At 62.2% G+C, this 15,002-nt stretch carries 14 protein-coding genes; 5 read left to right on the top strand and 9 right to left on the bottom strand.

The window, feature by feature from the left end; all coding sequences use genetic code 11:
* The first annotated feature begins 41 nt into the window (after positions 1-41).
* The 4 genes from GBK02_RS02605 to GBK02_RS02590 all read left to right on the top strand — a co-directional run bounded on the left by GBK02_RS02605 (position 42) and on the right by GBK02_RS02590 (position 6,596).
* Positions 42-815, top strand: a complete 774-nt coding sequence (locus tag GBK02_RS02605) for an enoyl-CoA hydratase (RefSeq protein ID WP_203468228.1) — start codon at positions 42-44, stop codon at positions 813-815.
* A gap of 88 nt (positions 816-903) precedes the next feature.
* Positions 904-1,953, top strand: a complete 1,050-nt coding sequence (locus GBK02_RS02600; RefSeq protein WP_203468227.1) for a hypothetical protein — start codon at positions 904-906, stop codon at positions 1,951-1,953.
* 62 nt (positions 1,954-2,015) lie between these two features.
* A complete protein-coding gene (locus tag GBK02_RS02595) occupies positions 2,016-6,008 on the top strand; it encodes a Pls/PosA family non-ribosomal peptide synthetase (RefSeq protein ID WP_203468226.1) in 3,993 nt (1,330 codons plus the stop codon).
* A gap of 9 nt (positions 6,009-6,017) precedes the next feature.
* Positions 6,018-6,596, top strand: a complete 579-nt coding sequence (locus GBK02_RS02590; RefSeq protein WP_203468225.1) for a 4'-phosphopantetheinyl transferase superfamily protein — start codon at positions 6,018-6,020, stop codon at positions 6,594-6,596.
* A gap of 33 nt (positions 6,597-6,629) precedes the next feature.
* On the opposite strand, the gene GBK02_RS02585 is transcribed toward GBK02_RS02590, so the two are convergent.
* The 9 genes from GBK02_RS02585 to GBK02_RS02545 are packed head-to-tail and all read right to left on the bottom strand — an operon-like array spanning position 6,630 to position 12,265.
* The gene (locus GBK02_RS02585) at positions 6,630-7,235 is read right to left on the bottom strand and encodes a nucleoside triphosphate pyrophosphatase (protein ID WP_203469273.1); all 606 of its coding nucleotides are present in this window, start codon (positions 7,233-7,235) and stop codon (positions 6,630-6,632) included.
* Complete coding sequence (rlmH, locus tag GBK02_RS02580) at positions 7,235-7,705, bottom strand: 23S rRNA (pseudouridine(1915)-N(3))-methyltransferase RlmH (RefSeq protein WP_203468224.1); 471 nt, start codon at positions 7,703-7,705, stop codon at positions 7,235-7,237. Before rlmH ends, GBK02_RS02585 begins: the two co-directional genes overlap by 1 nt.
* On the bottom strand, positions 7,702-8,067 hold the full coding sequence (gene rsfS, locus GBK02_RS02575) for a ribosome silencing factor (protein ID WP_203468223.1): 366 nt from the start codon (positions 8,065-8,067) through the stop codon (positions 7,702-7,704). Before rsfS ends, rlmH begins: the two co-directional genes overlap by 4 nt.
* Positions 8,067-8,720, bottom strand: a complete 654-nt coding sequence (gene nadD, locus GBK02_RS02570; RefSeq protein ID WP_203468222.1) for a nicotinate-nucleotide adenylyltransferase — start codon at positions 8,718-8,720, stop codon at positions 8,067-8,069. The genes rsfS and nadD overlap by 1 nt, the downstream gene beginning before the upstream one ends.
* Positions 8,713-9,486 carry a BPSS1780 family membrane protein gene (locus tag GBK02_RS02565; protein ID WP_203468221.1) on the bottom strand — a complete coding sequence of 258 codons (774 nt, stop codon included), beginning with the start codon at positions 9,484-9,486 and terminating at the stop codon, positions 8,713-8,715. Before GBK02_RS02565 ends, nadD begins: the two co-directional genes overlap by 8 nt.
* 1 nt (position 9,487) lies before the next feature.
* Complete coding sequence (locus GBK02_RS02560; protein WP_203468220.1) at positions 9,488-10,234, bottom strand: BPSS1780 family membrane protein; 747 nt, start codon at positions 10,232-10,234, stop codon at positions 9,488-9,490.
* 9 nt (positions 10,235-10,243) lie between these two features.
* The gene (locus GBK02_RS02555) at positions 10,244-11,170 is read right to left on the bottom strand and encodes a homoserine kinase (RefSeq protein ID WP_203468219.1); all 927 of its coding nucleotides are present in this window, start codon (positions 11,168-11,170) and stop codon (positions 10,244-10,246) included.
* A 3-nt stretch (positions 11,171-11,173) separates the two neighbouring features.
* Positions 11,174-11,503, bottom strand: coding sequence for a DUF2782 domain-containing protein (locus GBK02_RS02550; protein ID WP_203468218.1), 330 nt, complete (start codon positions 11,501-11,503; stop codon positions 11,174-11,176).
* Positions 11,504-11,536: 33 nt separating this feature from the next.
* Positions 11,537-12,265, bottom strand: a complete 729-nt coding sequence (locus GBK02_RS02545; RefSeq protein WP_371810504.1) for a TIGR00730 family Rossman fold protein — start codon at positions 12,263-12,265, stop codon at positions 11,537-11,539.
* A gap of 5 nt (positions 12,266-12,270) precedes the next feature.
* Between GBK02_RS02545 and polA the strand changes: the two genes are divergently transcribed.
* Positions 12,271-14,997, top strand: a complete 2,727-nt coding sequence (polA, locus tag GBK02_RS02540; RefSeq protein WP_203468217.1) for a DNA polymerase I — start codon at positions 12,271-12,273, stop codon at positions 14,995-14,997.
* Positions 14,998-15,002 lie beyond the last annotated feature (5 nt).

Below are 15,002 nucleotides of genomic sequence, written 5' to 3'. Positions count from 1 at the left end.
ATGCCCTTGGCGGCCATTTTTTTGCACTCTGGAGAGCAGCAATGACACAAGTAGTTCTGACCGAAATCCACGGCAAAGTGGGTCTGATCCGCATCAACCGCCCGGAGGCGATGAATGCGCTGAACAATGACGTGGTCGACGGCATCGGTGCCGCGGTCGACGCCTTCGAAGCCGACGAAAACATCGGCTGTATCGTCATCACCGGTAATGAGAAAGCCTTCGCCGCTGGAGCCGACATCGGCTTCATGAAGGACTTCGATTACATGCACGCCTACAAGACTGATTTCATCACCCGCAACTGGGAGCGCGTCAAAACCGCCCGCAAGCCGGTGATCGCCGCAGTGGCGGGCTTCGCGCTGGGCGGCGGCTGCGAAATGGCGATGATGTGCGACATGATCTATGCCGCCGACACCGCCAAGTTCGGCCAGCCGGAAATCAAGCTCGGCACCATGCCCGGCGCTGGCGGCACGCAGCGCCTGCCGCGCGCCATCGGCAAGGCCAAAGCCATGGACATGTGCCTGACCGGGCGCATGATGGACGCCGCCGAAGCCGAAAAGGCCGGTCTGGTCGCCCGCATCATCCCGGCCGAACAGTTGCTCGAAGAAACCCTGAAAGCCGCCCAGACCATCGCCGGCTTCTCGCTGCCGGTGGCGATGATGATCAAGGAAACGGTCAACCGCGCCTACGAAAGCTCGCTCAACGAAGGCCTGCTGTTCGAACGCCGCGTCTTCCACTCGGCCTTCGCGCTGGAAGACCAGAAGGAAGGCATGGCCGCCTTCGTCGAGAAACGCAAGCCGGTGTTCAAGAACCGCTAAGCCGCACGACAGGGTTGGATCAGAAAGGCAGCTTCGTGCTGCCTTTTTCAATGGCCGGTGCGGCAGCCGTCTCGCGCTAAAATGCGCCATGCATTTATTTGTCGACATTTCAAGCCACGGCTTCGGCCATCTGGCGATTACCGCACCGGTCCTCAACGCGCTGGGCAAAATGCAGCCCGATTTACAGTTGACCGTGCGCAGCGGCTTGCCGGCCCGCAAACTGGCGCAACGCATCCAGTCGCCTTACCGTCTGATCGAAGGAAGCAGCGATTTCGGCTACGTCATGCTCGACTCGACCCGCGTCGATCTGAAGGCCAGTGCCGCGGCCTATCGCCAGGCACATGCCGACTGGCCGGGACGCATCGCAGCCGAAAGCGAATTTCTGGCGAAGCTCAAACCCGATCTGGTCCTGACCAACGTCAGCTATCTGCCGCTAGCAGCGGCAGCCAATGCCGGAATTCCCTCAGCCAGCCTGTGTTCGCTCAACTGGGCCGATCTTTTTGCCCATTTTTTCAGCGATCAAAGTTGGGCTGGGCCGATACACCGCGAGATGCTGGCTGCCTACAACGCCGCACAGGTCTTTTTGCGCGTCACCCCCGGCATGCCGATGCCGACATTGAACAATCTTCAGCCCGTTGCGCCGATTGCCGCCCGCGGTCACGCCCATGATCTCGGCCTGGGGGCAGACAAAGGCGTACTCGTGGCCATGGGCGGCATTGCCCATCATCTGCCCGTCGAACAGTGGCCGCGCCTGCCCGGCGTGCGCTGGCTGGTACCGGGAAACTGGCAATGCCGGCACCCGGATGCGATCGTCATCGAACATTTCAAGCTGTCGTTTACCGATTTGCTCTGTTCCGTCGATGCGGTGATCACCAAGCCCGGCTATGGCACATTCACCGAGGCCGCCTGCAACGGCACGCCGGTGCTCTACCAGCGGCGCGATGACTGGCCCGAACAGGACTGCCTGATTGCCTGGCTGGCCAGCCATGGTCGCTGCCATGAAATCGACGCCCGGCAACTCGTTGACGGCGATCTGGCGGCCGCACTCGAACAAGTCGACCGCCAGGCGATGCCGGGCTTGCCTTTGCCCGATGGCATCGAGCAAGCTGCCCGGCAACTGGCCATGCTCATCCGATAATAATTTTTACCCGATCCACCCCCTTCGCCCCCGCTTGGGCGCAGGATTTGGCACAATCCGGCATGCTCGAAAATTGCTCCGTTCCCGACCAGCCCGGCCGTCTTGCCGGCCCCGATGCCCCAGACCTGATCCGCCATGAAGTACTGGCCGATCTTTTTGAAGCAACGGCAGCGCGTCTGGCGGACAAAACGGCCCTGATCTTTGCCGGTCGCCAACTCAGCTACGGCGAGTTGAATGCGGCGGCCGACCGGGTTGCCTCGCGCCTGATCGCCGATGGCGTTCGTCCTGGCCAGATTGTCGGGCTGTGGCTGCCGCGCGGCATCGACCTGCTTGTCATGCAACTGGGCATTGCCAAGACCGGTGCCGCCTGGCTGCCTTTTGATGCCGATACGCCGGTCGACCGCATCAATGTCTGTCTCGATGATGCCTGCGCTGCCGGCTTGGTCAGCCACACACCGGTCAGCCCGCTGGCTTGCCGCAGCTGGCTGAGCAGCGAACTGCAGGCAGCTCACCCGGGGCCGCTCAATCATCGCCATGATGCCCGGCCGGAAGATCCGGCTTACGTCATCTATACCTCCGGCTCGACCGGCAAACCGAAAGGCATCCTGATCAACCAGGGCGCCATCTGCCATTTCCTGCGCAGCGAGAATGCCATTCTCGGCATCCGGGAAAGCGACCGAGTCTATCAGGGCTTTTCGGTCGCCTTCGACATGTCTTTCGAGGAAATCTGGATCAGTTACCTGGTCGGTGCGACGCTCTGGCTCGCCCCGAAGGAAGTGGCGACCGATCCCGAAGCCCTGCCGCTGGCGCTGATCAAAAACCAGGTCAGCGTCCTGCATGCCGTCCCGACCTTGCTGGCGCTGTTCAATTGCGACGTACCCGGCCTGCGGCTGATCAACCTGGGCGGCGAAGCCTGTCCGCAAGCCATCGTCGAACGCTGGGCCAACGCCGGTCGCCAGGTATTCAACACCTACGGCCCGACCGAGGCGACCGTCTCGGCCAGTCTGGCCGAACTGCATCCCGGCCAGCCGGTGACCATCGGCCGGCCTTTGCCGAATTACGGCCTGCTGATCGTCGATGCCGCGGTCGACCAGCCTTTGCGCCTGCTTTCCCAAGGCGAAACCGGGGAACTATGTATCACCGGGCCGGGGGTCGCGGCAGGCTATCTCGGCCGCCCCGATCTGACCGCCGAGAAATTCCTCGCCAATCCGTGGGCCGGCACGCCGCACGAAAGCCGGCTCTACCGCACCGGCGATCTGGCACGCATTGATGAGAATGGCCAGATCCACTGCCTCGGGCGAACCGATGATCAGGTCAAGATTCGTGGTTTCCGTGTCGAACTTGGTGAAATCGAAGCCACCCTGACCCGCCAGGCCGGTGTCGGCACGGCGGCGGTCATCCTGCGCCAGGACGAGGAGATCGAGCGCCTGGTCGCCTACCTCGTGCTTGAGGAAAACAGTACGGCCAGCGCCGGCACGTTGCGCAGCGCACTGAGCGAGACCTTGCCGCCCTACATGGTGCCGGCCCATTTCGAAATGCTCGACAGCATGCCGCGCCTGACTTCCGGCAAGATCGACCGCAAGGCCCTGCGCGCCCGACCGCTCGACATGCCAGCCGGACTGACCGGCGAGTCGGATGAGCCACAAACGCCGACCGAGGAAATCCTGTTCGCCGCCCTCGCCCGTTTGTTTCCCGGCCAGCCGATCCAGCGGGCCGCCGATTTTTTCAGCGATCTCGGCGGCCATTCGCTGCTCGCCGCCCGTCTGGCCTCCAGTCTGCGGACAGAAACGCGCTTCGCCGGATTTTCGGTCCGCGACATTTACCTCAACCGACAAATCGGCAGGATTGTCGAAGCACTCGACGCCACCACGGAGCTGACCAGCGACAGCAGTGCGGCAAGCTGGGTCACCCCGTCACCGCTGAAACGCTGGCTATGCGGCATTGCCCAGGCCTGCATCCTGCCCTTGCTGGTCGGCCTGCGCATGGGCCAGTGGCTGGCCCCGTTCTTCACCTACCATTTCTTCACTGGCGACCCCGGCGACTCGATTGCCCGCGCTGTCGCAGTTTCGGTCGGGGTTTTCCTGTTCGCAACCCTGCTCGGTTTCGCCCTGGCCATTGCTGGCAAGTGGCTGATCGCCGGCCGTCTAAAAGCCGGCAGTTACCCACTCTGGGGAATGACCTATTTCCGCTGGTGGCTGGCCGACCGGATGATAGAAGGCGCACCGGCCTACATGCTCAGCGGCTCTCCCCTGATGGTCTGGTGGCTGCGCGCCCTGGGCGCCCGGATCGGCCGCGAGGCCGTGATCGGCAACATCACGCTGCGCGCCCACGACCTGCTTGAAATCGGCCACGGCGTGAGCATCGGCAATGCCGTGAATCTGGAAAATGCACGGGTCGAGCGCGGCCAGCTGCACCTTGGCCGCATCACTCTGGAAGATGATGCCAACATCGGCTCCTATTCCGTCCTGGAAGGCAATACCTGCATTCGTCAGGCAGGTCATCTCGAAGGACAATCTGCCCTGAGCGATGGCCAGGAAATACCGGCTCGCCGTATCTGGAGCGGCTCACCGGCTCGTGACATCGGCCCCTTCGAGGCAGATACGTTGCCTCCCCGGCCACAGGTTTCCGGCTGGCGAATTACCGGGGAAGCCATTTTTTATGTCTGCGGCGTGTTGACCACGGCAATCCTGTTTTTCATGCCGGTGTTCCCCAGCTTCATGTTGGTCGACTGGCTGGACAGCGACCCGGGACAGCCGGTGCCGGGCATCCCCTGGCAACTGATCAAATATTTCGGCTTCGCCTTTCCGGGCACCGCCGTCCTGATCATCGGCACCCTCCTCGGTTCGGCACTTTTCCGCTGGACGCTGCTCCCCCGCCTGAAAGCCGGGCGCTGGGCAATTCACAGCCGGGTCTATTGCAGCCGCTGGCTGGTCAACCAGATCCAGGAGTCCAGCCTGAATATCCTGCACGGCATCTATGCCACGGTCTACGCCCCATTCTGGTACAGATTGCTCGGCGCCAAGGTCGGGCGCGATGCCGAAATCTCGACCGCTCAAGGTCTGGTACCCGACCTGCTGACGCTCGGCGACGAAACCTTCATCGCCGATGCCGTCATGCTCGGCGATGAAGATATTGATGGCGGCTGGATGTCGATCCAGCCCACCGTGGTTTCCCGGCGCAGTTTCGTCGGCAACGGTGCCTTCATTCCGGACGGCACCATCCTGCCGGAAAACGTGCTGATCGGCGTTCATTCACGCGCACCAGACAACGCCCGGATGCAACCAGGCGATACCTGGCTCGGCTCACCACCGATCAACCTGCCGGCCCGCGAACAAACCGCCGGCTTCCCCGAAGCCCTGACTTTCCGCCCGTCACGCGCCCGCCGCCTGGGGCGCGCCCTGGTCGAAGCTTTCCGCATCATCTCGCCACACGCGCTGGTCATTGCCGTCGGCTACACCGTCGTACTCAACGTCATGCCGCTGGCCGAAACCGGTGAGTGGCGCGCGGCCTTTACGGCCCTGACCCTGGCCGGGCTACTGTTCGGGATCGGCGCATTTTTCTTTGTCGTCCTTTTCAAGTGGCTGTTCATCGGCAATTACCGCAAAGCTTCGGCCCCGATGTGGACGCCGTTTGTCTGGCTGTCGGAAGCCGTCACCAGCCTGTACGAAGGCATCGCTGTCCCCAACTTCATGCGCTACCTGCGCGGGACGCCGTGGTTGCCGATCGCACTCAACATGCTGGGTTGCCGTATCGGACGCGGGGTTTATATCGACACCACCGATGTCACCGAATTCGATTGCGTCCGCATTGGCGAACACAGCGAGATCAACGCCCTGGCCTGCCCGCAAACCCATTTGTTTGAAGATCGCGTCATGAAAATCGACGAAGTGGTCATCGGCAAACGGGTTTACATGGGGCCGCGCAGCACCGTGCTCTACGGTGCGGCGGTCGCCGACAATGTTCGCCTCGGACCGCTGACGCTGGTCATGAAGGGTGAAAGCCTGCCGGCCGGATCAAGCTGGCGCGGTTGTCCTGCGGCACCGGCCCGCAACTGATCGCCGCGGGTGCGCGCTCCGCCCATCCATCACTGGCCGGCATGCGCCGGGCAGGCAATTCGGCACGAGGGCCTGATCGTTATCGCGGTCGACACGCCCGAAACGCCGATTCGCGATACGGCTCGCCAACGGCTGCGACAGGCCCTGAGCGAAGTTCTGGCCGAACAAGGCATCGACCATCGTCTGATCGCGGAAGCAGGCCGCCCCCTGCGCCTCGAACGGCATCCTGAAATCGGCCTGTCGTGCACGCACGAGCCCGGACTTTCGCTGGTTGCCATTCATTTCAACGGACCGGTCGGCATCGATCTGATGCGGCTTGATGCCGGCTTGCCCGACACGACGGAAATCCGGCAATTGGCCAGCGACTATCTGGGTCCCGGCATGGCGCAACGGCTGCTGGCCGATCCGCAGGCTTTTGCAGCCACCTGGACGGCGCATGAGGCCAGCCTGAAATGCCTGGGTCTGGCGTTAGAAGAATGGACCCCGGCGCTGGCGGAAAGGCTCGCTCAATGTCACTGCATGCAGCTGGCGTTGCCGGCCAGCCACGTCGGTACGCTGTGCGTCAGGCCAGCCTGGATGCGGGCTTGAGTACTGCGCCGGATCGCGACGGGCGCAGACCGTTCAGTCAGGCTTGAGCCCGACTCGCTTGAGCAATTCGCCGGTCGCACAAAGCGGCAGGCCCATGACGCCGGTGTAGCTGCCGGAAAGATGCTCGACAAACATCCCGGCACGGCCCTGGATGCCGTAGGCACCGGCCTTGTCCATCGGCTCGCCGCTACGCACGTAATGCTGGATTTCAGCCTCTTCGATGACCCGGAAAGTCACTTCGCTGCGCGACAAAACATAGTCGACACGCCCGTCAAAAGCCACGGCGACACCGGTCAGCACGCGATGCGTCTGGCCGGACAAGCGACGCAGGATGGCCACTGCATCGTGTTCATCGAGCGGTTTGCCGATAATCTGCCCTTCGAACTCCAGCGTCGTATCGGCCGACAAAACCGGACGCAACGGCAACTTGCGCCAGGCAAGCAGACGGGCACCATGTTCGGCCTTGGCGCGTGCAACACGCTCGACATAGTCGAGCGCAGCCTCACCCGGCAAGGGGGTTTCATCGGTCTGCGGATCGCTGCGCTCGCCGGTGCGGAAAATCACGGTATCGAAATCGACGCCGATCTGGGTCAGCAATTCACGACGGCGTGGACTGCGCGAAGCGAGATAAATACGCATCATCCCTCCCGGTGGTAAGGGTGGTTTTTCAGGACGCTGACCGCGCGATAAAGCTGTTCGCAGAGCAGCAGCCGGGCCATGCCATGCGGTAAGGTCAGGCTGGAAAGGCGCAGACGATCGTCGGCCTGTTGCTTGAACTCTTCATCGAGACCATCGGCCCCGCCGATCAGCAGCACCACGTCGCGCCCGTCGAGCATCCAGGCTTCAAGGCGTTTGGCCAGCTTGAGCGTGGTCAGGTCGTCACCCTTTTCATCAAGCACGACAATGCGGCTGCCGCTGGCCAGGGCTTCGCGGATGCGGCCCTTTTCAGCTGACAGCAATTGCTCGCGGGTCTTGGAGCCGCGCGGTTCAGGCTTGATTTCGGTGACGCTGGCCGGCAGTTCGCGCGGCATGCGCTTGAGGTACTCGGCACAACCGGCGCTCACCCAGTCGGGCTGGCGATGGCCGACGGCGAGTACGCTCAGCTTCATTCGCCGGCAGCCGGCTCCGCTGCCTTGCGGCGCTGGGCAGGCGTGGCCTTCCACAGTTCCTCAAGGTTGTAATAGGTGCGGATGGTCGGTTGCATGACGTGCACGACGATGTCGCCGAGGTCGACCAGCACCCATTCACCGGTGTCTTCACCTTCCATCGAGAGCACTTCGCCACCGGCTTCACGCACTTTTTCGGAAACATTGCGAGCCAGTGCCTTGACTTGGCGATTCGAGTCACCGGTCGCGATGACCAGACGATCGAACATCGAGGTCAGCTTGCTGGTGTTGAGAACTTCGATATCCTTGCCTTTGATGTCTTCAAGGGCGGCGACGACGATTTTTTGCAGCTTTGGGATGTCCATTAGGCGTTTCTGTAGAGAGAATGGGTCCGAATATAGTCGAGAACGGTATCCGGCAGCAAATAGCGCGCCGATTTTCCGTTGCTCAGCAAGGTACGGATCTGGGTTGCCGAAATCGCCAGCTGGGTCATCGCAAAAGTCACGATTCCGCCGGCTGGTCTGGCTTTCAGTGCAGCAGCATCGAGCAATCGGCGAGTGCTGAATTCGGCCGCCAGTTCTTCCGGCAAACTGGCAACTTCGACCGGAAAACCAGGCCGGTGCGAGACGGCTACATGCGCCAGCGAAAATATGTCGCGCCAGCGATGCCAGGTGGCCAGACCGGCAAAAGCATCGGCCCCGACCAGCAGGACGAGCGACTGTTCGCTGCCCAGTTCGCGGCGCAAACGTTCGAGCGTCAGCACGGTGTAACTGGGCGCGGTCGCTTCGACTTCGCCGGGATCGACTGAAAATTGCTCATTTCCGGCCGTCGAGCGCAGCACCATCTCAAGCCGCTGGGCCGGCGTAACCTGCGGTGTACCCCGATGCGGCGGATGCCCGGCCGGAATCCAGCGCACGCCGGCCAGGCCAAGATGGGCGATGGATTCTTCAGCCAGACGAAGATGGCCGAAATGGACGGGATCAAAAGTCCCGCCGAACAGGCCTAGCGGTTCAGACAATTTCCGAAATGCCGAAGATGTCGCGATAGCAGGCGTAGAAGCTGGCAAAGACAGCCGGCGCGATGATCAGGGCCATCGGTACGGTGACCAGCGCCGTCATGAACGACTGCCCTTCCGGAAAAATCACCAGCAGCAAGCCGAGCAACACACCCGGCGCAACGCCGCAGACCAGCAACAGGCCAAGACCGTAGGTCAGGAAGGGGCGCCAGTTCATCCAGCAGGCAACGAAGCTGAAGAACAGCGACTTGGCGAGCGACAGACGATGCCAGGCAGCGAGTACCGGGGCAAACCACCAGGCCATCATGACCGGCAGCAGCAAGAGAACGACGACCAGCGACGGCAGCAGAAAATCAGCCTCTTCAAGTGCCGCACGCTCTGCCTTGCTACCCGAGAGCATGTAACGCAGCAGGTCGCCGCCATCGAACAGCGCAGAAATACCGAGCACGCCGAGCGTGCAACAAAGGTACAGAGCGCCGAGCAAGACCAGCGTCCGGGCGTTTTCACGAAAACCGCCGAACAACGTCTGGATACCAACCGGCTGACCACGTTCCAGATTGCGCGCCGCCTGCATCAGGCCGACCGAGAGGCCGGGAATGGCCATCGAAGCCGCCAGCGCACCGATCAGCGGCACGATGTTGAGGAAGATCATGACGAACCAGTAGGTCATCACCAGCATCGACAACATCGGCGGATTGCGCCGGAAAATGGCGAACCCGGCGGCGATCCAGCGCCAGCCGGCATTGGCCGGAAGAGTCAGGGCGCGCATTTCAGACGCCCTCGAAAATATCGCGGTAGGAGGCGTAGACCGCGCCGGAGAAGACCGGCAGGAACAGCAGCAGGCCCAGACCGAGCGGCAACATCGCGAAAAACAGCGCGACAACGAGGAAGACCCCGAAGATGGTCATCGCCAGCCAGTTTTTCGCACCTGCGGCAAAGCTCGCCTTCATCGCATCGAGCGGCTTCATGTCGTGGAAGAAAACCAGTGCCGGGGCAAACCATGTGGCCATGATGACCGGTATCGACAGCACCATGACCAGCAGGCCGGCCAGCATGACGCCGCCCAGCGCGATTCCGAAACCACCGACGCGGCCGGTCACGACGCCGCCGAGAATGCCGCCGCTGACGAGCAGGAAGGCAAGGAAGGCGATGCCGAAGATACCGGCGGCAAAGAACACGCCGACCATGACCAGTTCTCCGGCGCCATGGCGAAAACCGGCGAACAGATCGGCGATTTCGGCCGGCTTTTCTTCCGCCAGATGGCGGCAGATCTGCACCATACCGGCACCAAACAGCGGCACCAGCAAGTGGGCAGCAATCTGGCCGAAAAATGGCACGATGGAAATCGCCATCAGCATGATGAGCAGCAAGACGGCACTGCCGATCCACAAGCCGGGATTCGCCAGGAACATGGCCCAGCCCTGGCGCAGCCAGTCAAAGCAGGCACCGGGATCGACTTCGCGGCTGGCGCCGGTAAACGGGGCCGGGGCCATCGGGAATGCAGTGGATTCGTTCATGCGCGGATGCTAACGGGACAGCGCTTCGGGAGCAAGGCGAAAACCTTGCAACATGCGCCGAAAATGGTCCGGGTCCTTGATTGTCACCACATCGCCATGGCGCGGTTGATGACGGACTTCAAGCCGCAGCAGCCAGAAACGCAAGGCCGCAGCCCGCCGGATGGCCGGCCAGGCAGCCACTTCGGCATCGGACAGACGACGCCGGCTGGTATAGCCCTCGATCAGGGCGGCCAGGGCTGGGGCATCAAAGCACCAGTCGTTGGCAACCACCGCCAGATCGAAGAGCAGGACATCTTCGCCGGCAAAATAGAAATCGAGCACCCCACCGAGTTGACCGTGGGAATCCCACAATACGTTGTCGCGGAACAGATCGGCATGGATGATGCCGCGCGGCAAGGCCGAGTAATCCTGCGCCTGCTGGAAAGCCAGTTCATCAGCCAGCAAGCTTTGCTCGTCGCGATCCAGCAGAGGCAGCAAAGCCGTACCGACCGCCTGGCGCCAGGCAGCGCCGCAGGGGTTGGGCAGCGGATTCGGTAGATCGGCGCCGGCTGCATGCATGTCGGCCAGGGTTGCACCGAGCAGCCGGCAACGCGCCGGCGTCGGCGCTTCATCGGCCGTTCCGGGCAGACAGCTGAGCAGCGCGGCCGGCTTGCCGGACAGCGGCCGCCACAATTGACCCGCCGCATCGGCCAATGGCTGCGGGCACGGAATGCCGCGCCCGGACAGCCGGGCCATCAGCATCAGGTAGAAGTCGAGCGCCTGCGGCTCGATGCGTTCGAACAGCGTCAGCACATAGCGACCGCTGGCCGTCGTCACGAAATAGTTGGAATTCTGCATGCCGGCAGCGATGCCGGCATGGCTGATCAACTCACCCAGCCCGAGCGGCTGGAGCCAGGCGGAAAGTTCGTCGCGCCCAACGGTGGTATAGACGGACAAGTTTTACCAGGAATGCAGAATCCACATCGGCGGCTTGACGTTCGGCCCGAAGGTGTCGGATTCGATGAAATTACCGTCGCCCTGACGGTCGACCAGGTAGTAGGTCTTGCCGATCGACGGCGTGACCTTGACCATGTAAAGCTTGCCCTTAATGCGGAACTCTTCGCGCGTTTCCTTCTCGGTCTTGACGATATTGACCTGCGGCTCAAGCGCGGCGTCGAAAGCCTCCATGCCGGGAGGCGGCGGCGGAACGGCCGGCAACGGCTGGAGATCGCCTTGCTGGGCCCAGACCGGCAAGGCAGCAAGCATGAGAAGGGGAATAATGCGGCGCATGAAAATTTCCTCGGTTGTCTGAAGCCGATTTTATTACAGGTTGAGCATCATCTCGCGTTCGCTTGGCAAGGGAGCGAAGGGACGAGCCTCGTAATGCTTGAAGATGGCCTCGACCACCTGCGACGGTTCATCGATCAGCTGGATCAAGTCGATGTCTTCCGGATCGACCATTTTTTCCTCGACCAGACGCTGCTTGAACCAGTCGATCAGCCCTTTCCAGAAATCGGAGCAGACCAGGATCAATGGAATCTTGCGCGCCTTGCCGGTCTGGATCAGGGTCAGCGCCTCCATCAACTCGTCGAGCGTGCCGAAACCACCCGGCATCACGACATAAGCACTGGCAAAGCGGACGAACATGTACTTCCGGGCAAAGAAGTGTCGGAAGGTCTGTGAAATGTCCTGATACGGGTTCGACGATTGCTCATGCGGCAACTGAATATTGAGGCCGACCGAGGGCGACTTGCCGAAGTACGCCCCTTTGTTGGCCGCTTCCATGATCCCCGGTCCACCGCCGGAAATGACCGAAAAGCCCGAATCGGACAGCAAACGGGCAATGTTTTCGGTCAGTTCGTAATACGGCGAACCCGGCTTGACGCGGGCGCTGCCGAAAATCGTCACGGCTGGACGAATGGCGGCCAGCCGCTCCGTCGCTTCGACGAACTCTGACATAATGCCGAAAATCCGCCAGGACTCGCGGGCCGATGCAGAATTCATCAAGGCCTCGGATTCCACCCCCATCACCAGCTTATCGCTCTCAGTCACGTCTCATGCCTCTCTTATTGTTGGTGGACGGTTCGTCCTATCTCTATCGTGCTTTTCACGCCCTGCCCGACCTGCGCAACAAGGCAGGCGAGCCGACGGGTGCCATCTACGGCGTCCTGAACATGCTACGCCGGCTGGAAAGCGACCACAAGGCAGACTACAAGGCCGTTGTCTTCGATGCCAAGGGCAAGACTTTCCGCGACGACTGGTATCCGGAATACAAGGCGCACCGCCCGCCGATGCCGCCCGAGATGGTCAGCCAGATCGAACCGCTGCACGCGGCGATCCGCGCTGCCGGCTGGCCGCTGCTGATGGTCGATGGCGTCGAAGCCGATGACGTGATCGGCACGCTGGCGACGCATGCTGCGGTCGACGGCATCGAAACACTGATTTCGACCGGCGACAAGGATTTGACCCAACTGGTCAATCCGCTGACCCGCTGGTACAACACGATGAGCAACGAATTGCTCGACGAAGCCGGCGTCGAAGCCAAGTTTGGCGTGCCACCGGGCAAGATCGTCGATTATCTGGCGCTGGTCGGCGATACCGTCGATGGCGTACCGGGCGTCGCCAAATGCGGCCCGAAGACGGCGCTGAAATGGCTCAACCAGTACGGCTCGCTCGATGAAATTGTTGCCCACGCCGACGAAATCGGCGGCGTGGTCGGCCAGAACCTGCGCGATCACCTCGGCTTTCTGCCGCTCGGCAAGAAGTTGGTGACCGTCGCCTGCGATCTATCCAATTTACCGGCCCCCGGCACGTTGACCACGACAGCCCGTGACAGCGACACGCTGCGCACGCTTTACGAGCGTTACGAATTCCGCACCTGGCGGCGAGAGCTCGATACACCGGGCAATGGCCAACCGGCGGCCGATTCACCAGCCAATGCCCTGGCAGAGACCCCCGCCCCGGCTGCGGCACCGGTCGAAGTCAGTTACGAAACCGTCTTTGGCTGGCCGCAACTCGAAACCTGGCTGAGCAAGATCGAAGCAGCCGAACTGACCGCACTCGATACCGAAACGACCAGCCTCGATTCCTTCGCCGCCCGCATTGTCGGCATTTCGCTCTCGGTCACACCGGGCGAGGCCTGCTACATTCCGCTCGGCCACACCGCCCCCGGTGTCGCCGACCAGTTGCCGCTCGACGCCGTGCTGGCCCGCTTGAAACCGTGGCTGGAAGCAGTCGACCGCAAGAAAGTGCTGCAGAACGCCAAGTACGACCAGCATGTCTTTGCCAATCACGGCATTGCGCTGGCCGGCATCGCCCACGACACGATGCTGCAAAGCTACGTCATCGAATCCGACAAGGGCCACGACCTCGGGCAACTGTGCAGCCGCCATCTCGGCCTCGCCACCATCGCCTACGAAGACCTGTGCGGCAAGGGCGCCAAGCAGATCGGCTTCGATCAGGTCGATATCGAGCGTGCCGCCACCTACGCCGCCGAAGATGCCGATGTCACCTTGCGCGTCCATCAGATGCTGCATCCACAGTTCAGCGGCGAAAAAGGCCTCGATTACATCTACCGCGCGATCGAAATGCCGGCCCGCCAGGTCATCTGGCAGATGGAGCGAACCGGCATCCTGATCGACGCCGGCACCCTGTCGCGCCAGAGCCACGAAATCGGCCAGAAGATCATGGCTCTTGAGGCCCAGGCTTACGAACTGGCCGGCCAGCCATTCAACCTCGCATCGCCCAAGCAACTGGCCGAGATCCTGTTCGAAAAGCAGGGTTTGCCGATCAAGAAAAAAACACCGTCGGGCGGCCCGTCGACCGACGAAGAAGTGCTCTCCGAACTGGCGCTCGATTACCCCTTGCCCAAGTTGCTGCTCGAACACCGCAGCCTGGCCAAGCTCAAGGGGACTTACACCGACAAGCTGCCACGCATGATCAATCCGGCGACCGGCCGCGTCCATACACACTTTTCGCAGGCTTCGGTGGTCACCGGCCGACTCGCTTCAAGCGACCCCAATCTGCAGAACATTCCGGTTCGCACCGAGGAAGGCCGACGCATCCGCACCGCCTTCGTTGCACCGGCCGGCCATCACATCGTTTCGGCCGACTATTCGCAGATCGAACTGCGCATCATGGCGCACCTGTCGGGCGACGAACGTCTGCTTGAAGCATTCTCGCTGGGCGAGGATGTACACCGCGCCACCGCCGGCGAGATTTTCGGCGTCACGCCACTCGAAGTCGGCCCCGACCAGCGCCGCGTCGCCAAGAGCATCAACTTCGGCCTGATCTACGGCATGAGCGCCTTCGGGCTGGCTCGTCAGCTCGGACTGGAGCGCAGTGCGGCGCAGACCTATATCGACCGCTACTTCAACCGCTATCCGGGCGTCGCCCGTTACATGGAAGAAGCCCGCGAAGCTGCCCGCCAGACCGGCTACGTCGAAACCGCTTTCGGCCGTCGACTGTGGTTCCCGGACATTCGCTCAAGCAACGGCAATCGTCGTCAGGGCGCGGAACGCGCCGCGATCAACGCGCCGATGCAAGGCACGGCGGCCGACCTGATCAAACTGTCGATGATCGCCGTTCAGGACTGGCTGGAAAAATCGGCGCGCAAGTCGCGTCTTGTCCTGCAGGTGCACGATGAACTGGTGCTCGAAGTGCCAGACGAGGAACTGGCCGAAATCCGCCTCCAGCTACCGCGTCTGATGGGCCAGGTGGCTGAACTGAAGGTGCCGCTGATCGTTGAAGTGGGTGTCGGCCCGAACTGGGAAGCCGCGCACTAGGAGGT

It is taken from the genome of Dechloromonas sp. TW-R-39-2 (assembly GCF_016864195.1).
In the GTDB taxonomy this organism is placed as follows: domain Bacteria; phylum Pseudomonadota; class Gammaproteobacteria; order Burkholderiales; family Rhodocyclaceae; genus Azonexus.
The sequence above is the reverse complement of the archived record's forward strand: the minus strand, read 5'-3'. Positions and strand labels throughout refer to the sequence as shown.

Coding starts and splice junctions, on each gene's coding strand:
- GBK02_RS02605 (WP_203468228.1), top strand. CDS start 42: ATGACACAAGTAGTTCTGACCGAAATCCACGGCAAAGTGGGTCTGATC.
- GBK02_RS02600 (WP_203468227.1), top strand. CDS start 904: ATGCATTTATTTGTCGACATTTCAAGCCACGGCTTCGGCCATCTGGCG.
- GBK02_RS02595 (WP_203468226.1), top strand. CDS start 2,016: ATGCTCGAAAATTGCTCCGTTCCCGACCAGCCCGGCCGTCTTGCCGGC.
- GBK02_RS02585 (WP_203469273.1), bottom strand. CDS start 7,235: ATGCGTATTTATCTCGCTTCGCGCAGTCCACGCCGTCGTGAATTGCTG.
- rlmH (WP_203468224.1), bottom strand. CDS start 7,705: ATGAAGCTGAGCGTACTCGCCGTCGGCCATCGCCAGCCCGACTGGGTG.
- rsfS (WP_203468223.1), bottom strand. CDS start 8,067: ATGGACATCCCAAAGCTGCAAAAAATCGTCGTCGCCGCCCTTGAAGAC.
- GBK02_RS02565 (WP_203468221.1), bottom strand. CDS start 9,486: ATGCGCGCCCTGACTCTTCCGGCCAATGCCGGCTGGCGCTGGATCGCC.
- GBK02_RS02560 (WP_203468220.1), bottom strand. CDS start 10,234: ATGAACGAATCCACTGCATTCCCGATGGCCCCGGCCCCGTTTACCGGC.
- GBK02_RS02550 (WP_203468218.1), bottom strand. CDS start 11,503: ATGCGCCGCATTATTCCCCTTCTCATGCTTGCTGCCTTGCCGGTCTGG.
- polA (WP_203468217.1), top strand. CDS start 12,271: ATGCCTCTCTTATTGTTGGTGGACGGTTCGTCCTATCTCTATCGTGCT.